17 protein-coding genes and 2 pseudogenes are annotated in these 20586 nt (G+C 73.1%); 6 read left to right on the top strand and 13 right to left on the bottom strand.

The annotated features are described in order from the left end of the window. The 3 genes and pseudogenes from MA879_RS11140 to MA879_RS11130 all read right to left on the bottom strand — a co-directional run. Window positions 1-280: pseudogene (locus MA879_RS11140) on the bottom strand (hypothetical protein); the annotation flags it as partial. Window positions 281-411: 131 nt separating this feature from the next. Next, window positions 412-1602 (bottom strand): amidohydrolase, encoded by a 1191-nt coding sequence (locus MA879_RS11135; protein WP_335342056.1) that lies wholly within the window; start codon window positions 1600-1602, stop codon window positions 412-414. A gap of 55 nt (window positions 1603-1657) precedes the next feature. Then, complete coding sequence (locus MA879_RS11130; RefSeq protein WP_248126422.1) at window positions 1658-2479, bottom strand: hydroxymethylpyrimidine/phosphomethylpyrimidine kinase; 822 nt, start codon at window positions 2477-2479, stop codon at window positions 1658-1660. 24 nt (window positions 2480-2503) lie between these two features. On the opposite strand from MA879_RS11130, the gene MA879_RS11125 reads away from it, so the two are divergent. From MA879_RS11125 to MA879_RS11115, 3 genes are read left to right on the top strand one after another with little or no spacing between them, the layout of a single operon-like run. Continuing rightward, complete coding sequence (locus MA879_RS11125) at window positions 2504-3112, top strand: DUF4126 domain-containing protein (RefSeq protein WP_248126419.1); 609 nt, start codon at window positions 2504-2506, stop codon at window positions 3110-3112. Continuing rightward, window positions 3109-3432 carry a putative quinol monooxygenase gene (locus MA879_RS11120; protein ID WP_248126417.1) on the top strand — a complete coding sequence of 108 codons (324 nt, stop codon included), beginning with the start codon at window positions 3109-3111 and terminating at the stop codon, window positions 3430-3432. The genes MA879_RS11125 and MA879_RS11120 overlap by 4 nt, the downstream gene beginning before the upstream one ends. A gap of 46 nt (window positions 3433-3478) precedes the next feature. Next, window positions 3479-4102, top strand: a complete 624-nt coding sequence (locus tag MA879_RS11115) for a GNAT family N-acetyltransferase (protein WP_248126414.1) — start codon at window positions 3479-3481, stop codon at window positions 4100-4102. Window positions 4103-4109: 7 nt separating this feature from the next. On the opposite strand, the gene MA879_RS11110 is transcribed toward MA879_RS11115, so the two are convergent. Next, window positions 4110-4712: a TetR/AcrR family transcriptional regulator gene (locus MA879_RS11110; RefSeq protein WP_248126412.1), complete on the bottom strand. Its 603-nt coding sequence runs from the start codon at window positions 4710-4712 to the stop codon at window positions 4110-4112. Window positions 4713-4834: 122 nt separating this feature from the next. On the opposite strand from MA879_RS11110, the gene MA879_RS11105 reads away from it, so the two are divergent. Both MA879_RS11105 and MA879_RS11100 read left to right on the top strand, forming a co-directional pair. Next, entirely contained in the window at window positions 4835-6046 is a 1212-nt protein-coding gene (locus MA879_RS11105; RefSeq protein ID WP_248126410.1) for an acyl-CoA dehydrogenase family protein, read from the top strand. A gap of 156 nt (window positions 6047-6202) precedes the next feature. Next, complete coding sequence (locus MA879_RS11100) at window positions 6203-7825, top strand: AMP-binding protein (protein WP_248126408.1); 1623 nt, start codon at window positions 6203-6205, stop codon at window positions 7823-7825. A 159-nt stretch (window positions 7826-7984) separates the two neighbouring features. Here MA879_RS11100 and MA879_RS11095 read toward each other — a convergent pair whose 3' ends face one another. The 8 genes from MA879_RS11095 to MA879_RS11060 all read right to left on the bottom strand — a co-directional run bounded on the left by MA879_RS11095 (window position 7985) and on the right by MA879_RS11060 (window position 18679). After that, window positions 7985-8998 (bottom strand): endonuclease domain-containing protein, encoded by a 1014-nt coding sequence (locus MA879_RS11095; protein WP_248126406.1) that lies wholly within the window; start codon window positions 8996-8998, stop codon window positions 7985-7987. Window positions 8999-9356: 358 nt separating this feature from the next. Then, window positions 9357-10694 carry a tRNA guanosine(34) transglycosylase Tgt gene (gene tgt, locus MA879_RS11090; RefSeq protein WP_248126403.1) on the bottom strand — a complete coding sequence of 446 codons (1338 nt, stop codon included), beginning with the start codon at window positions 10692-10694 and terminating at the stop codon, window positions 9357-9359. 143 nt (window positions 10695-10837) lie between these two features. Next, window positions 10838-11548, bottom strand: a complete 711-nt coding sequence (locus MA879_RS11085) for a DUF3800 domain-containing protein (protein WP_248126400.1) — start codon at window positions 11546-11548, stop codon at window positions 10838-10840. Between the two features lie 29 nt (window positions 11549-11577). Then, window positions 11578-14847: a type ISP restriction/modification enzyme gene (locus MA879_RS11080; RefSeq protein WP_248126398.1), complete on the bottom strand. Its 3270-nt coding sequence runs from the start codon at window positions 14845-14847 to the stop codon at window positions 11578-11580. 65 nt (window positions 14848-14912) lie between these two features. Then, complete coding sequence (locus MA879_RS11075; RefSeq protein ID WP_248126395.1) at window positions 14913-16247, bottom strand: hypothetical protein; 1335 nt, start codon at window positions 16245-16247, stop codon at window positions 14913-14915. Window positions 16248-16269: 22 nt separating this feature from the next. Further along, window positions 16270-17151: a glutamine amidotransferase gene (locus MA879_RS11070; protein ID WP_248126393.1), complete on the bottom strand. Its 882-nt coding sequence runs from the start codon at window positions 17149-17151 to the stop codon at window positions 16270-16272. A 90-nt stretch (window positions 17152-17241) separates the two neighbouring features. Next, the gene (locus MA879_RS11065; RefSeq protein ID WP_248126389.1) at window positions 17242-18138 is read right to left on the bottom strand and encodes a DUF6707 family protein; all 897 of its coding nucleotides are present in this window, start codon (window positions 18136-18138) and stop codon (window positions 17242-17244) included. Between the two features lies 1 nt (window position 18139). Then, entirely contained in the window at window positions 18140-18679 is a 540-nt protein-coding gene (locus tag MA879_RS11060; RefSeq protein WP_248126387.1) for an NUDIX hydrolase family protein, read from the bottom strand. A 117-nt stretch (window positions 18680-18796) separates the two neighbouring features. On the opposite strand from MA879_RS11060, the gene MA879_RS11055 reads away from it, so the two are divergent. Further along, window positions 18797-19114: a hypothetical protein gene (locus MA879_RS11055; protein ID WP_248126386.1), complete on the top strand. Its 318-nt coding sequence runs from the start codon at window positions 18797-18799 to the stop codon at window positions 19112-19114. A gap of 13 nt (window positions 19115-19127) precedes the next feature. On the opposite strand, the pseudogene MA879_RS11050 reads toward MA879_RS11055, so the two are convergent. Beyond that, window positions 19128-20586: pseudogene (locus tag MA879_RS11050) on the bottom strand (hypothetical protein); the annotation flags it as partial.

Genomic DNA, 20586 nt, shown 5'->3' with positions numbered 1-20586 from the left:
CTTCCGATCTCGGGCGGCGCGCCGCGAGCCGCGCGCAGCGCACGGCGGCCCCGGCCTCGGCGGCGCCGTAGACCCCGGACACGGCGGCGGCCACGCGCTGCACCCGGTCCCGGCGGACGCGGGATCCGGCGTTCGGGTCGGGCAGGGCGGCGGCGGCCAGCGCGGCCGCCATGACGGGGCCGTAGACGCGGCCCCCGAGAGCCAGGGCGGAGGGCCTCAGTCGCAGCGCCCTCTCCTGGGAGCGGGTGAGCGGGGCGGTCGGGAAGAGGGACGTCGTCATGGCGCCATGGTCCCACGGGCCCGACTCTGACCCACCACAGCCTTCGGGGGCGTTTTGCGTCGGCATGGACGCTCCATGCCGACGCAAAACGCCCCCATAGCTGGAGGGAGGGAGGGAGGGGAACCGTCGGGTCACCGGCCCACGAGGTGCAGCAGGCCGGCGAGGGCGGCCCGCACGCCGGTGGTGAGCGTGGGCTCGATGAGCGGGGCGAACTGCGGGGTGTGGTTCGCGGGGTTCTCCGCGGGGTCGGTCGCAGCGAATCCGCCCAGGAACCAGGAGACCAGGGGGACGTCGATGGCGTCCGCCAGGGCACCCACGTCCTCGGACCCCATCATCTGGGGCACCTCCACGATGCGGTCCTCGCCCAGCTCCGCCCCGATCGCGGCCATGACCTGCCTCGTCGTGCCCTCGTCGTTGTGGGTCCGGGGGAAGGAGTTGTACCGCTTGATCTCCGGCTCCGGGGCACCCGACGCCTGGGCCTCGGCGTGCAGGATGCGCCTGATCGCCGCCGCCGCCGTGTCCCGCACCTCCGGGGTGGGGGTGCGGACGTTGAGAGCGATCTCGGCGGAGTCCGGGATGATGTTCTCCTTCATCCCGGCGTGGAAGGCCCCGACTGTCACCACGGCCTTGTCCGCCGGCGCGATCTCCCGGGAGACGATCCCCTGCAGACGGGTCACGGCGTGCGAGGCGAGGAGGATGGGATCGATCGCGCGCTCGGGCATGGACCCGTGGGCGCCCTTGCCGCGGAAGGTCACTCTGAAGGAGTCGGCCAGACACATCGCGTCCCCGTGCGCGTAGGCGATCACCCCGGCGGGGGCGGGCCTCACGTGCTGCGCGATCACGGCGACCGGTCGGGGGGCGCGGTCCCAGAGGCCGTCGTCCAGCATGGCCCTGGCCCCGGCCGCCGTCTCCTCGCCGGGCTGGAAGACGAAGACGACCGTGCCGTGCCACGTCTCGGGGTTCCGCGCCAGCACGCGGGCCGCGGTGACCGCCATGGCCACGTGCGAGTCGTGCCCGCAGGCGTGCATGGCGGGGACGTCGGTGCCGTCGGGCAGTGTGCCGCGCGCGGTGGACTCGTACTCGACCCCGGAGTCCTCCTTCATCGGCAGGGCGTCAGTGTCCGCCCGATACGCGATCACGGGTCCGTCCGTGGCGTCCGGGTGGCGCAGGATGCCGACGACGCCGGTCCCGCCCACCCGCTCGTGCTCGATCCCCAGCTCGTCGAGGCGTGCCTCGACCCACGCGGCCGTCCCGTGCTCCTGCATGGACAGCTCTGGGCTCCGGTGCAGGTGGACGTACTCCTCGTGGAGGTCCTGCGTCAGCTCCTCGTCCAGGCGCAGGGCCTCGGGCAGGGGGCGGGGGCGGTGCGGACGTCGCTCACGCCCGCAGCCCGCCCTGCCACAGCGCGGCGAACGGGGTCTGCCCGGACACGGACTGGCGGATGCCGGCGGTCACGAACTCCTTGGCCCGGCGCGCCGCCTCGAGCGGCGTGGCGCCCTTGGCCAGCTCGGCGGTCACGGCGGCGGCCAGCGAGCAGCCGGCGCCGGAGACACCGGCCTCGCCGATCTTCGGCTCGGAGAGCACCTCCACGGTGTCCCCGTCCACGAACACGTCGACGGCGTCGGGGCCCTCGAGGTGCATGCCGCCCTTGGCGAGCACGGCGGCGCCGGAGATCTCGTGGATCCGCCGCGCCGCGGCGATCAGGTCCTCCGCGGTGCGCACCGTCATGCCGGAGAGCTGCTCGGTCTCGAAGTGGTTGGGGGTGGTGAACGTGGCCAGGGGGAGCAGCTCGGCCGTGAGGGCCTGATCCGTGTCGAGGGCGTGGCCGGGCTCTTGGCCCTTGCAGATCAGCACCGGGTCCAGGACCACGTGGTCCCACGTGTGGCCGCGCAGGGCCTCGGCCGTCGTGCGGATGGTCTCCGGGGAGCCCTGCATGCCCAGCTTCACGGTGCGCAGCGCGTCCGGGTAGTCGCCCAGGACCGCCTCGAGCTGGGCCCGCTGGACGTCCTGGGGGACCGCGAAGAACCGATGGTCCCAGCCGGCCGCCGGGTCGAAGGAGACGATGCAGGTCAGGGCGACGATCCCGAAGACGCCCAGCTCCTGGAACGTCTTGAGGTCCGCCTGGGCGCCGGCGCCGCCGGTGGCCTCGGAGCCGGCCACGGTGAGGGCGAGTGCGGGGGTGGTCTGCGCGGTGGTCATGTCGGACATGGTAGTGATAGGCCCATGCTCGAGATCCTCACCGGCACGGGCCTGGCCACCTCGGCCGGGCTCAACGCCTTCATCCCCCTGCTGGCCCTGGGCCTGCTGGACCGGTTCACCCCGGTGGTGGAGCTGCCGGCGGCGTGGTCCTGGCTGTCCTCGGACGTGTCCCTGTGGATCCTCGGAGTGCTGCTGGTCGTCGAGGTGGTGGCGGACAAGATCCCGGCCGTGGACTCCGCCAACGACGTCCTCCAGACCCTGGTCCGGCCGGCGGCCGGCGGCATCACCTTCGCCTCCGGCGTGGGCGCGGAGACGGTCACGGTGCAGGACCCGGACACCCTGCTCAGCTCCCAGGTGTGGGTGCCCATCGCGATCGGCGCGGTCCTCGCCCTCGTGGTGCACCTGGCCAAGGCCGGGACGCGCGCTGCCGCGAACACCGTCACCGTCGGCGCGGCGGCGCCTGTGCTCTCGACGGCGGAGGACGCCTCGGCGCTCGCCCTCACCGCCGCCGCCCTGTTCCTGCCGGTGCTCGTCGTCGTGGTGCTGGCCGCCGTCGTGGTGGCGCTGTGGCTGATCGCACAGCGCGTCAGGGCGGGACGGCGCGGCGGACGCGGTGCGAGCATGGCCGCATGATCCTCATCAACCTGAAGTTCACCGTGAAGCCCGAGCTCGCCGACCAGTGGATGGACGCCGTCGCGCAGTACACCGCGGACGTCCGGTCCGAGGAGGGCAACCTGTTCTTCGAGTGGTACCGGCCGGTCGAGGGCGGGGAGAACGAGTACTTCCTGCTCGAGGGCTTCACGGAGGAGGGGGCGAAGGCCCACGTGGAGTCCCCGCACTTCCAGGAGGGCATCGACGCGATGCGCCCGCTGCTGGCGAGCACCCCGCAGATCATCTCCGAGCAGATCGGCGCCGAGGGCTTCGGCCCGATGGGCGAGCTCCAGGTCGACTGACAGCGGCCCCTGTCATCCGCGTCACATCCGGGACTAGCGTGGGGCCATGAGCGCCGCGCATCAGACCACCCCCACCCCGTCCATCCCGTCCGGGCAGGACCTCGGCCCGCGGTGGGCCACCCGCACGGCCGACCACGCCGACCCGGGGGACCGCCGCGCGATCCGCGTGCTCTCGGAGCTGGCCTTCGGATCATCCGCGGAGGCGGACCTGGTGGAGGAGCTCGCCGCCGGCGGCGAGGGGTGGCTGCCCCAGTACTCCCACGTGGTCATGATCGGCGCGGTGCCCGGCACCGACCTGCACTCCGATCCTGAGGGCCACGGCCTGCTGGTGCGCGCCCACGTGGACACCGATCCCGTACTCGCCCTCGCCCCGCACGCCGTGCTCCCCGAGCACCAGGGCCAGGGCGCCGGCACCGCGATCGTGGAGAGCCTGCTGCAGGCCGCGCGCGAGGACGGCGAGAGGGTCGTGGTGGTCTACGGCTGGCCCGAGTACTACTCGCGCTTCGGCTTCCGCCCCGCCGCCGAGGCCGGGATCACCGCGTCCTTCGCGACGCAGCCCGAAGCGCTCCAGGTCCTCGTGCTGCAGGAGGGCGCCCGGACCCCCTCCGGCGAGTTCCGCTACCCGCCGGCCTTCGGCGCGGAGAACGCCCAGGTGGCCGGCCGCGCCTGAGCGCCGGTCAGGCGAGCAGGCGCCGCACCGCCGCGAGCGTCTGCTCCGCCTCGCCGGGGGCGTGGGTGAGCCGGGTGACCACCGTGGTGACCTCGGCGCGCAGGGCGGCCTCGGCGTCGTCGTCGGGGGTGCGCAGCCACGCGCGCAGCGCCCGGTTGTGGACGGCGACGACGGCGGCCGCCAGGCCCGCGGCCACCCCGCCCCGCTCGGGGGCGTCCGGGAGGGTGCCGGCGAGCCAGGTGGAGAAGAGGACCTCGTAGCGGTGCGAGGTGAGCAGCTCGCGCGTACGCAGGGCCTGGGAGCCCCGCAGCAGCCGGGCGCGGGCGCGGGCGCGGGCCGGGTCCTGCACGTGGTGCCGGAAGACCTGGACCACGGCCTCGGCAAGCGCCTCGTCCACGGACAGCGCCGTGCCGCGCAGGAACGCGTCCAGCCGGTCCAGCAGGGCCGCGTGGTCGGCGAAGACCACCTCCTCCTTGCCGCCCACGTGACGGAAGAAGGACGCCCGGCTCATCCCCGCCTCACGGGCGAGCTGGTCCACGGTGACGGCGTCGTAGCCCTCCTGGTCCAGCAGATGGATGAGCGCGGTGAGCGTGTCCTCGGCGGGAGTCATGCCGGTCATGGTGTCACGCCGCCGAGGCGGGGTGAGACGGGGTGTGGCAGAGGTGAGACGCGGTGTCAGCGCTCGTGTAGCGTGGGTCACGACCCTTCTCCCGCCGCGACCCGGAGGCCACCATGACCGAGCAGCTGCCCACCGCCGAGCCCGCCTACGACGTCACCGGTCCCCTGGACACGGACGCCTACGCCGTCTTCGCCGACCTCTCCGAGGAGGACCTCGCCCTACAGAAGGCCGCCCGGGCCTTCCTCACGCCCGAGGTGCAGAAGACCCTGCAGGACGCGTGGGACAAGGGCGAGTACCCGACCCAGCTCATCGCCGGGTTGGCCGAGGCCGACCTGCTGCGCGACGGCGTCGAGATCGACGGCCGCGCGACCCCGTCCCGCCTGGCCTCGGGCCTGGCCTCCATGGAGCTGTCTCGCGTGGACGGCTCCCTCGCCACGATCGTCGGCGTTCAGGGCGGCCTGGCCATGCGCTCCATCCAGATGTGCGGCTCCGCGGAGCAGAAGCAGAAGTACCTGCCCGCGATGGCCGCAGGCCAGCTGTTCGGCGCATTCGCGCTGACCGAGCCCACCCACGGCTCCGACTCCGTCTCCCTGCAGACCACTGCGACGCCCGTGGACGGCGGCTGGCGGATCGACGGCCACAAGAAGTGGATCGGCAACGGCGCCGCCGGCGGCATCACCGTCACCTGGGCCCGCTCCACCGAGGACGGTCAGGTCAAGGGCTTCATCGTCCAGCAGGATGCCGAGGGCTACAGCGCCGAGGTCATCCGCGGCAAGATGGCGCTCCGCGCGATCCACCAGGCCCTCATCACCTTTGACGGCGTGTTCGTCCCGGAGGCGGACGTCCTGCCGGAGGCGACCTCCTTCAAGAGCACCGCCGCGGTGCTGTTCGCCACTCGCCTGGGCGTCGCCTGGTCCGCCGTGGGCCATGCGGTCGGCTGCTACGAGGCCGCCGTGCAGTACGCGAATCAGCGCGTGCAGTTCGGGCGCCCGCTGGCTGAGTCGCAGATCGTCCAGGAGCGCCTGGCCCGCATGCTCTCCGAGCTGACCCAGGTCCAGCTGCTGGTGCTCCGTGCCGCCCAGCTCGAGGACGCCGGCCGCCTCACCGGCCCGCAGGCCTCCCTGGCCAAGTACTCGGCCACCCGCACCGCCCGCTCGATCGCTGCCAACGCCCGCGACCTGCTGGGCGGCAACGGCATCCTGATCCAGAACGAGGTGGGCAAGCACTTCGCCGACCTCGAGGCGATCCACACCTACGAGGGCACCGAGACCGTTCAGGCCCTGATCGTGGGCCGCGACATCACCGGCAAGGGCGCCTTCGCCTGACCCGCCCCGGCCCCGCACGGGCCGGCCCGACCCCCATGACGACGGTGCCCCCTCCCGCGGGGAGGGGCGCCGTCGTCGTCCGCGCGGGCAGCACATGACGGGACCCGCGCCCCGGCGGGCGTGACAGGGATGCGGACCTTGGACCAGGATGGGGGCATGACCGTGACGCAGAGCACAGCCGCCGCGCCCCTGGATGCACCGGCCTCCGCCGGCGCCCGCCCCCTGACCCCGCTGGCCTTCCTGGGCCGCGCGGCCGCCGTCTTCGGGGAGCGGGAGGCGGTGGTCTACGGTTCCCTGCGCTGGGACTACGCCGCGTTCGCCGCCCACGTCCAGTCGCTGGCGCGGGCGCTCACGGCCCGGATCGAGCCGGGTCAGACCGTCGCCGCGATCCTGCCGAACGTGCCCGCCATGCTGGCCGCCCACTTCGCCGTGCCGCTGGCCGGAGGTGTCCTGTGCGCCCTCAACCCGCGCCTGACCCCGCGCGAGCTGGAGTACATCCTCGAGCACTCCGAGGCCCGCGTGGTGCTCGCTGACGGGGACGTCGCCGTGGAGGTGCGCGGCGTCCTCGAGCGGATCGGCACCGGCGCCGCGGTCGCCGAGGTGGTGGACGAGCAGGCGGGCCACGCCCTGCCCGACGACGGACGGCTCACCTACGAGGCGCTCGTCGCCGAGGGCGCGGACGGGCCCGACCTGCCGTGGACGGTGGATGGCGAGGACGCCCCGATCACCCTGAACTACACCTCCGGCACCACCGGCCGGCCCAAGGGCGTGCGGTACTCGCACCGCAGCGCGCACCAGACGGCCCTGGCCAACGTCCTCACGCAGCGGTTCACGGGCGCCACCCGGTACCTCTGGACGCTGCCGATGTTCCACTGCAACGGCTGGACGCGGCCGTGGGCGGTCACCGCCGTCGCGGGCACGCACGTGTGCCTGCGCGCCGTGCGGCAGGAGCCGCTGTGGCACGCGCTGGACCACGAGGGCGTCACCCATCTGTGCGGCGCGCCGATCGTGGCCGCCATGCTCATCGAGGCCGAGCAGGCCCACCCCGTGGACCGGGAGATCCGCATGGCCGCCGCCGGGGCCGCGCCGCCGCCGTCGGTGATCGCCGCGCTCGAGGGGCTGAACATCACGCCGGTGCACGTCTACGGGCTCACCGAGACCCACGGCCCCTTCACCATCTGCGAGCCGCAGCCCGACTGGGCCGGCATGTCTCGCCTCGAGCGCGCCCAGGTGATGGCGCGCCAGGGCGTGGCCATGCCGCTCGTGGGCGAGGTGGCCGTGGTGGACCCGGACATGGACCCGGTGCCGGCGGACGGCACGACCATGGGCGAGGTGGTGATGCGCGGCGAGGGCGTCATGCTCGGGTACTTCAAGAACCCCGAGGCCACCGAGGAGGCCTTCCGTGGCGGCTGGTTCCACTCCGGGGATCTCGGCGTGCTGCACCCGGACGGGTACGTCCAGCTGCGGGACCGTGCCAAGGACATCATCATCTCCGGCGGGGAGAACATCTCCTCGATCGAGGTGGAGGGCGTGATCTCGGCGCACCCTGCGGTGACCGACGTCGCCGTGGTGGCCGTGGCCGACGAGCGCTGGGGCGAGCGTCCCGTGGCCTACGTGGTGTACCGCTCCGGTGCGGAGCGGCCGGACGAGGAGGAACTGCGCGCCCACTGCCGGGAGCGCCTGGCCGGGTTCAAGGTCCCGGACCGGTTCGTGCCGGTCGAGGAGATGCCGCGCACGGCCACCGGCAAGATCCGTAAGAACGAGCTGCGGGAGGGCTGAGCGGTGCCGGTGAGGTGAGGCGATGCGGGAGGGGACAGCCGGGCCTCCCTCCCTTCCCCTCCGCGAACCAGTGGGTAAGGCCCGGGTTACGTGCCGTTGGGGGCGCTACTCACTGGTTCGCGCGGATCGGTGGGCCGGGCACCGCGCAGCGTCATGACCTCACACCGGCACGCCCCGCTGCGCGAAGGCCGAGGCGACGTCTGCGAGGAAGTCCTGCCTCCCGCGCGTCGTGAAGAAGGACGCCGCCACCCGGATGACGAGCCACCCCTCGGCCTGCATGCGGCGGTCGCGTTCGATGTCGCGCCGCCACTGGGCGAGGTCAGTGCGGTGGTGGTCGCCCTCGTACTGGACGCAGATCCGCGGCTCGGCCCACAGGAGGTCCACTCGGGGGTGTGAGCCGTCGGCCAACTCCACCCGGGGGTTGACCGCGGGCTCGGGGAACCCGGCGTGCACCAGGGCGAGCCGCACGAGGGTCTCGGGACGGGAGTCGACGCCGGGGCGCATGTGCTCGAACGCCTCCCTCGCCCGGCGCCCGCCGCGCAGGCCGGCCGCCAGGGCAAGTCGCTCCGCGAGCACCTCCCGCGTGTATCGCGGATGCGTCCCGGGATCGCGCTCGGCGGCGGGGCCGTCCGCGGACTGCATCAGGCTGTCCCCGGCCGCGACCAGGTCGTCCGCCCCGAGCCCCGCGGCCGCCAGGGCGACGAGCGTCGCCACCGGCGTGGCGACAGCGATCCCGGCCCGGTGCACCACCCCCGTGCGCTCGGAGCGCTCGTGGCCGACCACGCCGGACCGGGTCGGGGCGCCGCCGTGGACCCGACTCCGGCTCAGGTGCACGAGCTCCGTCTCCCACTCCGGCGGCAGCCACATTCTCCACAGGCGCGCCGCCGTCGTATGCGTGGCCACGGAATGCGGGCACGCCCGCTGGTGTGCGCGAACGAGATCGGCGTATGTGGGGGTCGCGTCCGCGCGGCAGCGCAGTCCATGACCGACGACGACGAACGCCTTCCCTCGCAGCTGCTTCCGGGTCAGGCCGTGGGCGAGGGCCTCCGGCACGGAGAAGATCGGCGGCAGGGACGGGGGGCCGGTGTGGTCGGGGTCGAGGCGGAGGTCGAGGTCGGGGTGGTCGAGGTCGGTGTGGTCGAGATCGGCTGACGTGTTCGAGGCGACTGCCATGCCGCCCAGAGTGAGGCAGTCAGGGGCTCAGGCGGGGCGGCGGGCCACAGGATGGGGACGTTCTGGGTGGGGCGGAGCCCTGTGCAGGACCGACGGTGGCACTGCGGGCCCGGGCGGACGCGTCCGGAGTCCCGCGCTGAGGCCGAACCGGCAGCCGGCCGGCACAGCCGCCGCCACCGCCGTTCGTCACCGCGACCCAGTGAGAATGGCCCACTCCGGGGGTGAATTTCGGGCGCTACTCACTGGTTCGCGCGAAGGGGTGGGCGCTACGCACTGGTTCGCGCGAAGGGGTGGGCGTTGCTCTCTGGTTCGCGGGCGAGAGTGAGCGCGAGGGGGCCACCGCCACCGCCACCTCGCCTCACCCCTTCGGTGCGTAGTACCGGCCGAGGGTCTCGGCCTTGAGCTCCGCGAGCGTGCCGTCCTGCATGGCCGCACGGATCCGGTCCACGAGCGAGACCGTGAACCGCTCGTTGTGGATGGAGACGAGCGTGTGCGCCACCATCTCCTTCGCCTTGAACAGGTGCCGCAGGTACGCGCGGGAGTAGTGGGCGCACGTATAGCAGTCGCACTCGGGGTCCAGCGGGCCGAAGTCACGGCGGTACTTCGCCCCGGGCAGGTTGTAGCGCCCGTCGCGGGTGTAGAACGCGCCGGTGCGGGCCACCCGGGTGGGGGAGACGCAGTCGAAGGTGTCGGCGCCGTTCTCGACGGCGGTGAACAGGTCGTCGGGCTCGGAGATGCCCAGCAGGTGGCGCGGCTTGTCCTCGGGCAGCTCCTGCGCGCACCAGCCCACGATGGTCCCGAGGTTCTCCTTCTCCAGGGCCCCGCCGACGCCGTAGCCGTCGAAGCCGGTCGTCACGCCGTCGAGCTCCCCCGCGGCCGGGAACTCGGCCCGCATCGCCGCGAGGTCGCGGCAGGCCTTGCGGCGCAGGTCCTCGTACTGGGCCCCCTGGATCACGCCGAACAGCGCCTGGTACGGCCGCGCCGCGCGGACCCCGGTGAGGCGGGCATGCTCGTCGAGGCAGCGCTGGGCCCAGCGGCGGGTGCGCTCGAGCGCCTCCTCCTGGTAGCCGCGGGAGTTGTGCAGGGTGGTCAGCTCGTCGAAGGCGAACATGATGTCCGCGCCGAGGTTGTGCTGGATGCCCACGGACACCTCGGGGGTGAACCGGTGCCGGTCCCCGGTGAGGTGGGACTTGAACCAGACGCCGTCGTCGTCGACGTTGGCCAGGCGCTCCTTGCCGGGGGCGACGGCGTCGTCGGCGCCCTGCCCCTCGGGCGCGCCGGGGCCCTTCATGTCGATGACCTTCTTGAATCCCGAGCCGAGACTCATCACCTGGAAGCCGCCGGAGTCCGTGAAGGTGGGGCCCGGCCAGTTCATGAACGCACCGAGGCCGCCGGCCTCGTCCAGGAGGTCGTCGCCGGGCTGCAGGTACAGGTGATACGCGTTGGCCAGCAGCGCCTGTGCGCCGAGCTCCGCCATGGATTCGGGCAGCACGGCCTTCACCGAGGCCTGCGTCGCGACGGGGATGAACGCCGGCGTCTGGATCCGCCCGTGCGGCGTGGTGATCACGCCGGTGCGCCCGAGCGGGGTGCCGTCCGCACCGCCGGTCTCCAGCCGGTGCGTCACCTCGAAGCCGAACTGCGAGGGATGCGCGGGGGCCTGCTGGGATGGGGACGAGGGCGACTCGGGGGAGGGCATAGGTTCAGGGTAGTCATGGAGACGGACGGGCACTGTCCCTGGAGTGGCGGGAGGCGTACGATAGTCAATACGGGACGCGCCGTAAGGCGTCTTCCGTCCAACCGAGCCCCCGCCTCAGTGCGGGGGCTTCGTGTGTCTTTGGGTCAGGGCCGCCATACGTACGAATGCTCGAGTACCGAATCGAGTGAGGCACCGATGTTCTTCATGCGACGCGCCGCCTCCCGGTGATCCTCCTGGACGTGGCGCCTCCGCTGCTCGAAGTAGGTGAGCATATCCACGGCCTGCAGCAAGCGACTGCGGTTGGACGGGCCGAAGTACATCGTGTCCAACAGGTGGTGAAGTTTTCCATCGCTCAGCCCTTGCACGGCTCTCGAACGCATCCGGTGGTACGCGGTCCTGCTGTCTTCGCGGAGGTGGTGGTCGTCGGCGATGACTAGGAGTCCTTCAGAGACCAACCGACTGCGCCGGTGGACGCGGTTGAGGAGATGACTGGAGGCAACGACGTGAGGTTCTGCGGCCTCCCAGCCGCGGCGTCGACGGAGTCCGTCGACGTCTACTCCTTGCAGGCCGAACCACGGTGAGTGACGGCAGATGAGTTCCACCGCTTTCTGGCTCGCCCACGCCCGTACGCCCGGTTTCAGTTCCGCCCAGCCCTCCTTTCCCTGGAATATGGCATGACCGTGGAACTCAAGACCGGCCGGGACCGAGCCCGGGTGCGCCTCGCGGAGTCGGGCATGCAGAGCATCGAGGTCCCGGTCGATGGAGCGAATCTGCTCAGCGGTGACCACGAGGGCTCCGATGTAGTAGACCCCGTCCTGTTGCTGTTCCGACTCGTCCAGGTAACAGATGCGCATAGGTCTCGCCCCTCCGTCGTCTCCGGCGTTCAGAACATCCCACGCTGCTCGGAACCGGGGTCCCGCTTGATCGTCTTGGGAACCTTCCGTTCGGCCGGGGTCGGTTCGGGGAGTTCGTTCGCCGGGATCAGGTCTCCGGCGAGGATCTCGTCCAAGAGGTCTGCCTGGTCACCGCCCAGTGACACGGTCTCGGTCAGCACTCGGAGCAGATCGAGCAGCTCGTCGTTCCACTCGTCTGCCCACTCAGTGGGGCGGATACGGTCCAGCGGGGTGGCTGCCTTGCCGGCGGCGCGGCCGATGCCGGTGGCCGTCCTGGCACCGAGCCACTTGTCCAGGATGTTCATGCCGGACACGGCGAAGGCCCTGACCTCCGGGCTCACGCCGGTGACGACGCCGTCCCCCACCTTTAGTCGCTGGGTTGCAGGGTCGTAGGACACGGCCCGTGGGGAGGCAGGCAAGGCCGTCACGGGGGCTTCCCAACCCAGGCCAGGAATGCGGGGTACGCGGCCGGCGGGACGGCCTACACCAGTGAACCGCTCCCCGTAGGTCTGCAGCCACAACAGACGTTCACCCAGCTTCACGGCACGGGTGAACAGGTCAGGGTCGGCAGTCAGCGGCACGCGGACGGAGCTGCCCTCCAGGGCTTCGTCGAACCGCTGGACGTAGGCGTCATGGCCGGCGATGCCCATGACGTAGGCGGCCAGGTCCTCCGGTGTGACCTCCCGGCCGTAGCGCTCCCCCAGCAGCGGGAGCAGCTCGCCGGTGACGTTGGGCTGAGTGGCCTCAGCATCCCGGTAGAGCGGGATGACGTCCTTGCCGCCACGGTTGTTGTAGTAGTGCAGATCCGGCACCGCCGTCGCCACGGTCACGGCGGGGCCACCGCTGATGCGGGCTGTCCTAGGGGAGATGAGGAGCACCTGTCGGTCCGACAGCGCTTGCCAGAGGGCGGGGCTGTCCGTCTTCGCCAGCCGGGGGTCGTCGAAGGTCCACTGACGGTCGAAGGAGCGCCACGCCACCCGTGTGATCGGCCGGTGCTCAGCGTCGGCGGGCAGCGCCGCCAAGGGGGTCAGGCCGCTCACGGCGGTGTGGATGGTGCGCCCAGAGTGGCCCGTCACATACTTCTCCGCACGGGCGTCCGCGGACGGGTCGGCCAACAGCTCGCGCCACCGCCGTCGCAGAGTGTCCTGATCCGGGGCCACGGGCCAGGCGCGGTTGTACTTGATCCCCGGCTGCTGCCAGGGGAAGAGGTCCGCCAGGGCGGGCATGGCCGCCCAGTCCTCCCCGCCGCTGGCCGGCGCCAAGGGGTCGCCCGCCCCACCGGGCAGGCGCTCCCACAGGGCGTCGCTGGGATCCAACCGGGCCACCTCGTCCAGGGCCGCGAACTTCTCCGCGCGCGTGCCCCGGAAGCGCCGGTAGTACACGGACGCTTCCCGGGCGGCCTTGCCGGTGCGCACCAAGGTCACGATTGCCACCGGGGTCTGGATGTCGAAGACGTTCTCCTCCTGGCGTGCCCCGCGGCCCTCGCCGCCAAGGTCCATCACCCAGATCTCACTGGCCGTCCGACGGGCCAGATCGCGCAGGCCCACAAAGGCCGGGCCGGTCAACCACGAGGACGCCGTGATGAAGGAGATGATCGCCTGGTCCCCGGGGTCCTGCTGGAACGCCTTCCAGATGGCCCACCGCCAGAAATACACGTACAGGTTGTAAAGCGAGGCCTGGGCGGAGAAGATCACTCCCTGCTCCTGGGCGGGCCCGATCACGTCGTCGAACAGGGCGGCATCGCCGTCGCCGTGCTCCACCCAGCCCCCGGTGCCGGACGTCACCCGGTCATACGGCGGGTTGCCGATCGCCACCGTGATCCTCCGGTCCCGCTTGATCCGGCGCGCCGCCTCCGCGGCCTCGGCCAGCACCCGCGCGTCACCGAACAGTCCCGTGGGCATGCCCGCGGCCGGGTCCTCGAGCGTGTCCGTGAGGTAGACGCCGATTTCCTCCGCCTGAAAGGCCTGCCCCTGGGCCTCCGCGAGCCGCTGGCCGATCCGCAGGTGCGCCACCGAGTACGGTCCGGGGAGCAGTTCGAAGGCCAGCAGGTTCTTCGTGAGGTTCTTGGCCACCTGGGCCACCCCCGCCGGACCGCGTTCCTCCCGGGCCGTCGCCTCGGCGCGGTCGATGATGGCCAAGGGATACGTCCCTGAGCCGGTGGCCGGATCGAGCGTCACCACGGACGGTGCCCCGAAGCCGAGCGCCTGGCCGAACTTCTCCCGCAGCAGGGCGTCCACCACGCGCACCTGGCACGCGACGACGCTCAGCGGCGTGTAGTAGACGCCCGCCCGGTTGCGGGCCGCCGGATCGTAGCGCTGGAGGAAGTCCTCGTAGAACCACAGCCACGGCTCACCGCGGGAGTCCGTGGACCGCTCGATCGCGGCCACATCCATGCTGGAGACCAGCCGCATGATCGCGCCCACGTGGGGGCCGATGAACTCCATGAGAGCGGGAATGCCCAGGATCGGACCGAGCGACGCCGCCAGCACGTTGCGGTGCGCCGTCTCCAGGGCATGCTTGGCCTCCTCCAGCGTCACGACGCCGTCCGCGTTGCGGTCCGCCTGGCCGGACAGCCCGGCGATCGCCATGGAGTACGCGACGACCTGGGCGACGTCGCCGGCGAACTGCTCGTCCGTCGTCGTCTGGTGGACGGTGTGATCCCAGGCCGTCTTCGCTTCGAGGACGGCGGCGTGCCGGTGCTCCAGGCCCTCCGCGAGGCGTTCACGCAGGAAGCGGGCGAGCGGGGCCAGGCGGTCGGCCAACTGGCTCACCCGGGTGATCGGCCGGGGCTGGGCCAGGGTGAACTGCTCCAGGACGGTGCGCAGGCGATCCGCGTCCCAGCCTGCGGCGCCGTCGATGGGCAGCGACGCCGTGTCCACGTGGGCACCGGACACGTAGAGGGCGATGTCGTCGCCGTTCGAGACGAGGAGCGCGTCCAGCTGGGAGAGCAGGTCCCACTGGCCCTTCTCCCGGCCACGCCACTTCTCCCCGAGCACCGTATGGCCGGGCGCCTTGAGCTCTGCCCATCCGCAGGGGCGGCCGTCGATCAGAGCGGCGAAGTCCGGACGGACCCCCTCCAGCTGGGCCTCACGGAGCAGGCTGAGATCTCCCAGGCCGACGGCGGTGGCGAACGCGCGGAGGAACTCCGAGACGGGCACCGTCAGCTGGGCCTCCGGCTCGGCGGAGACCCCGGTGGCGGAGGCGAGGCGGATGTCACGCGCGTAGGCGTTGGCGAGCTGGACGAGAGGGGCGTCGTTCATGGGACCTGTCTTCGCACGGCGGGGGTGATGGGGCTGACTCTAACCGGGCGGCGGCGGCCCCCGCCTCAGCCCTCGGCGCCGCGGTGGAGGCTGTTCGACGCGGTGACCGCCGCGAAGACCACCGTCTCGGTGCAGAAGTAGGTCGACTCGTCATGGGGGGTCGCACCGATCTCCGCCTCCAGGAGCCCGGCGTGGTGCAGACGGTTCAACGCCTCCCAGACGTGGAAGAAGTCCCGCAGCTCCGGCCGGGTGCCGCCACCCGGGTGCCTCGAGGCGGGGAACCGCTCGAGGGCTGCGTCGAAGCTCGGCAGGGTCAGCGAATCGTGCTGGAGGCCGGCGATCAGGGCGGCCACCGCGTCGGGGCCGACCTCCGGATGCGTCACCTCACCGCGGCCGACCAGCCACGCGGAGACGCCGAAGAGGACGAGCTGGTAGACGTCGTCCATGTCCTCCAGGTCGGTGGGGGAGCCGAGCCGGGCACGCCGCCCGTCGACCACCACCGCTCCGGCGAACAGCAGCGCTGTCCACGCGGCCTCCAGCAGGGGGTCGTCCCACATGCTGCGCACCCCCGCGGGCCGTTCCAGCGCGGTCAGCACGTCGATGACGTCCTTCCGCCGCAGAGCCTGCGTGTCCGTCACCTGGACCGGGCCGTCCGCGACCTTCGAGAGCAGCGCCCGCGCAGCCCGGGTGAACGGCAGCTCCTTCGCCGCACGCTCCGCCGCCGCCTTCCGCTGCGCCTCCTCGGTCGCATCCCAGTCGAGTGGCCGCAGCGGTGGCAGGAACCAGGGCATGCCCGGCGCGACGCCGCCGTGCCGGGCCCCGAAGGGCTCCGCGTCCGTCCCACCCCGGCCCGGGATCGGCAGGGGGCGCGACGGCGGCGCGCTCAACCGACCGGTGTCCGTGAGCTCGATCCGCTCAGCCTGGGTGAGGCTGTTGTGCCAGTCCATGAGAGCGGCGACGTCCTCCTGCGAGGACAGGTCCATCCCGTGCCCCAGGCCGTACTGCAGGATGTTGCCGCCGGCGGAGCGGCGGGAGCCGTCGTCGGCGGCCTCCACGACGTCGAACTCCAGGTCCGCCAGCGCCCGGCGCAGCTCTGCGGGGCGCAACGAGGAGCTGTCCCACAGCCGTTCCACGATCAGGAAGTCGCAGAAGGCGGCGAACTGGGGGACGAGGAGCATGCGTTCCTCGCGGGCCGCGATGGTCTTGCGGGGGTGCACCTCGGTGAGGAGGGTGCGGACCAGCGGCTCCGTCCAGCGGGTCGGGGACGGGGAGCCCAGGTAGTCGGCTTTGAGGTGGAGCAGGGTCTCCACCGTGGCCACGGTGTCGTCCGGGTCGAGTTCAGGCCGCATGGCGGGGAGCCACGCTCGGAAGGAAGAGAGCAGCGCCGAGGGAGGACTCATGGGTCCAATGTAGAGCCAGCCCTCACCCGTACACGCGGCAGAAGTTCTCCAGGATCAGCGGGGCGAACGGGGTCGCGGCCGAGCGGATGGCGGCGAACATGGCATCGGCCTCGTCCGCGGAGAAGTAGCCGTGGTCCGCGTAGATCTCCAGGCGCTGGAGCAGCCCGGCCTGATCCAGCTCGGGGTGGAACTGGGTGGCGTACAGGTGCTCGCCCACCCGGAACATCTGCACGGGGCAGGCGCGGCCCGTGGCCAGCAGCACCGCGCCGGGCGGCAGTTCGCGCACGGCCTCCTTGTGCCCCACGTACGCGGTGAACTCGCCGGGCATGCCCTTCAGCAGCGGGTCGGCGGCACCCGCCTCGGTGAGGGTCACGGGGATGGGCCCGGGCAGCTCCCGGTACGTGGTGTCGACGACGCCGCCCGCCGCCCGCCCCAGCGTCCCCACGCCGTAGCAGCAGCCCAGAAAGGGGGTCTGCCGCTCGATCACGAGGGCCATCAGCCGGCCCAGCTCGGCCTCCACGGCGCGCTGCAGGTCCGACTTCGACTCCTCCGGGTCCGATCCCGTGAACGGGCTGCCCGGGAGGATCACCCCGGCCACGTCCGCCAGCTCCGCATTCCAATCCACGACGCCGGACGCCGCCTCCGCCTCGACGTCGTCGCCGAGCTCCGCCCCGGCCAGGGCCGCGGCGCCGTCCGTGGCGTCGTCGACCGACCGGTCCGCGCCGACCGCCACGACGCGGCGGTCCAGGCGCATCACGCGCAGCCGGTCCCCGGGGTAGCCGCCGAGCCGGCGGACGGACTCCTCCTCGGCGGCCGCGGCGTCGCCCTCGGGTCGGGTCTGGACGAGCAGGAAGGGGCGCGGGGCGGCGTCGTCGCCGGGGCGGGCGGGGGTGGAGCTGGTCATCGCGCCAGAGTAAAGCCTGGGGAGCCGTGGATCGCCGTCCGCGGCGTCGCGTGTTGCGTCAGCGAAAGCGCTTCGGGGGCGCCGCCGGGGTCAGGCGCGGGCGGCCTTCGCGTCGAGATCCTTCGCCAGCTGCCGCAGCGTCCCCAGCTCGCGGGCGATCCGCGAGTCGAGGTCGGCGTCGGTCAGGGTCTGGGACCCGCCACGGCCGCGCAGGTACAGCAGCTGCGCGAAGCGGGCGCGGCGCCAGCGGTACTCGGCCTCCTGGTCGCGGGTCTGCAGGGCCTTGGAGATCTCCCGCTCGTACAGCTGCGGGGCGTCGAGCTGGCGCTGGCGCACCTCGAGCACGCGGGCGGCGCGGCCGGGCTCGGAGGGCACCTCGTCCGCCTCCTTGAGCCGGGCCCCGAGGTTCGCGGCCGTGATGTGGTCGCCCTCCTCGCGCAGGATCAGGGCCGCCAGCCCGAGCGCGGCCTGGATGGACTTCCAGCGGCCCACGGCCCCGTCCCACGGCAGATTGGTCAGCAGGCCGAGAGTGGAGAGCGTGCCCTCGGTGTCCTCGTGCAGCAGGTACATGCGCTCGGCCATGCCGAACACATCCTCCAGCTGGGACCCGGAGCGCAGGTTCAGCCCGTGGGACAGTCGCGCGGCGGTGGCGGTGAGCTCCACGTCGTCGAGGTGGCGCTGGCCCACGGCCACCACGCGGGCCTCGGACGAGCCGGCGTCCACGGGGGAGAAGGACGTGTCCGCGGCGGCCTTCACCTCCTCCGGGCGATCCGTGCGCACGCGGATCACGGAGCCGTGCGCGATCCGCACCTCGCGCCCGCCCTGCAGCGTGGCGATCACGAGGGCGGGCGTGCCGAAGTCGTCCCGCACCACCCGCGTGGAGGCCACGGCCGGGGCGGGCTCGCCGCGGCGCGTGAGGAAGGAGTCGCCCGGCTGCACGTCCTGGGCCTTGAGATGGCGGAGGTACCCGCCCGAGATCGGTGTCATGTCAGCGTCCCCATCCCACGTGGGCCAGGGCCTGGCGCACCAGGTTGCCGCGGCCTCCGATGAACTCCGCTTGGACGTCCTCGCGCAGGGCCTCCTCCGGCGTCAGCCACGTCAGCTCGAGCGCGTCCTGGCGCGGCTCGCACTCGCCCGTCACCGGGACAACGTAGACGAGGGACACGGCGTGCTGCCGCTCGTCCGTCAGCCCCGTCTCGGACGGGGCCGGGAAGTACTCCGCCACGGCGCACGGCACGATCGACGGCGGCAGCTGCGGGAACGCGAGCGGCCCGAGGTCCTTCTCGAGGTGGCGCATCAGCGCCGCCCGGATGGTCTCCCGGTACATCACGCGCCCGGACACGAACGTGCGCTGGAACTGCCCCGTCTCGTCCGCCACGTACAGCAGGCCGATCTCGGAGACGTAGCCCAGGGCGTCGAGCCGCACCGGAATGGCCTCCACGTAGACCATGGGGAGCCGCCGGCGGGCCTCGTAGAGGTCCTCCTCGGACAGCCAGCCCGGATTCGGGTCGGGGGTGCGCACGCTCATGCCCACTGTTCTACCGGAGAAACCCGCCGGGGGCACGTCCGGTGGTCGCCGCTCCGCTCACCGCGCACCTCGCCCTCGTCACGCCGCCGACGCCGCCGCCCGCCTACGCTGGTGCGCATGCCCTCCTTCCGTGCGCGCCTGCAGATCGGCGACGTCCTGCCCGGCCATCGTCCGGAGGACGTGATGGACGCGGCCGAGGCCGCCGTCGGGGCCACCCACGAGGTCGCGGCGAAGGACGTGGAGGTCGTCGCCCGCGTGCCGAGGATCGTGCTGCGCTTCACCGTCCCTGCGTCCCACCGCTGCGCCGAGGACGAGGAGGCCGCCGCGGTGGGTGCGCGCATGGCGGAGGCGGTGGGCGGCGTCGCCACCACGGGCCGGCTGGACGTGCTGCGGCGTGAGGGTGGCCGCTGGCTGCCGGTGCCGACCGGCCGCTGACGCAGGACGGACCTCAGGCGGCCCGCCGGGGGCCGGCCGCATCCTCCTCCAGCTCGCGCACCCACGTGCGACGGAGCAGCACCGCCAGCAGCAGTCCCAGCGCGCCGAACGCCGCGGACAGTCCCACCGCCGCGCTCGTGTGCGAGCCCACGGGGGCCGGCAGCAGACGCGGCAGGGCCAGGCACAGCAGGGTCCAGGACATCCCCAGGGCGAGACCCGCGCGGCCGCGGTCCTCGAGCGCCAGGCGGAAGCCGCCCAGCAGGACGGCCCACACCGCGAGCGTGCCCAACAGCGCCGTCGGCAGCCACGGCAGGGCCGCCCCGACGCCCACGAGCGCGGCGGCCACGGTGGTGGGGGCGGCCGCCAGCAGCACGCCGGTGAGCGTCCCGAGGGCGCCGTCGGTGCAGAACCGCGCCGCGCCGGTGCGGGCCGGCGCGGCCGTCAGCCGGCGCAGCACCACCACCATCAGCGCGAGGGCGGCCAGCCACACCACGCAGTCCAGGCCCCACGGCACCAGGACGGCGAGGGGGAACCACGCGGCTGTCAGGACGAGCGCGGCGGCCACCGGCCACCGGGTGGCCCGCTGCCGGGTGGCCGCACCCTGCCGCGGCGCCCACTGGTGGAGCGTGTACAGCCCCAGCAGCGCCCATAGCGCGGGCCACACCGCCGGGTGCAGGAAGAAGAGGGAGAGCACGGTGGCGTCCGCCCGGTACCGACCGTCGTGGGCGGCGCGGTAGGAGCCGGCGTCGAGGGCCTCCAGGCCGGGCACGAGACCGGCCAGGCCCAGGCCCCAGGCGCCGGCCAGCACGAACAGGGCGAACGCGGCCGTCACGCCGAGCTGGGCCAGGCGGTCCGGGCCCGTCGCGCGCCCGGCCTCCTCGGCCGGCCCGGACGGCGGTGTGTAGCCGGGCACCAGGGGGAACGCGGGGGCCGCGGGGCCCGCCGACGGCCGCACGCCCGCGGACATGGCCTGCACGGCCGCGGCCTTGGTGGCCAGGCGCTCGCGGCGTCGCCACTCGGGCAGCACCTGCCGGGCGCGGGCCAGCAGGGCGGCGTCGTCGAGGTCCTCCTCGGGGGAGGACAGCGCGGGACGACGATCCGGGGCGGGGACCAGCTCCGGCCCGTCCAGCTCCCGGGCGGCGAGCATGAGGGCGCGGGTCTCCCGCGCCTGGTGGGCGCGCAGGGCCTCCGCCGCGGCGGCGGCCACGCGCTCGGCCTCGGCGCGACGACGGTGGGCGACCGCCGTCCCGACGGCCAGCCAGCGCTCCGCGGCCACGGCCGGGTGCCGGCGCCGGCGGGCCAGCTCCTCCCGGCGTGCGCGCTCGGCCTCCTGCCGGGCGAGCTCCTCGGCGCGGCGACGCTCGGCCTCCTCCCGGAGTCGGCGGGCCTCCTGCTCGGCCGCCGCCCGGCGCCGCTCGGCCTCGGCGCGGGCCTCGGCAGCGGCGCGCTCCCGCTCGCGCTCGGCGGCCTCC

This window comes from Micrococcus lacusdianchii (genome assembly GCF_023155805.1).
Lineage (GTDB): Bacteria > Actinomycetota > Actinomycetes > Actinomycetales > Micrococcaceae > Micrococcus > Micrococcus lacusdianchii.
This window is presented reverse-complemented; position numbering and strand designations above follow the sequence as displayed.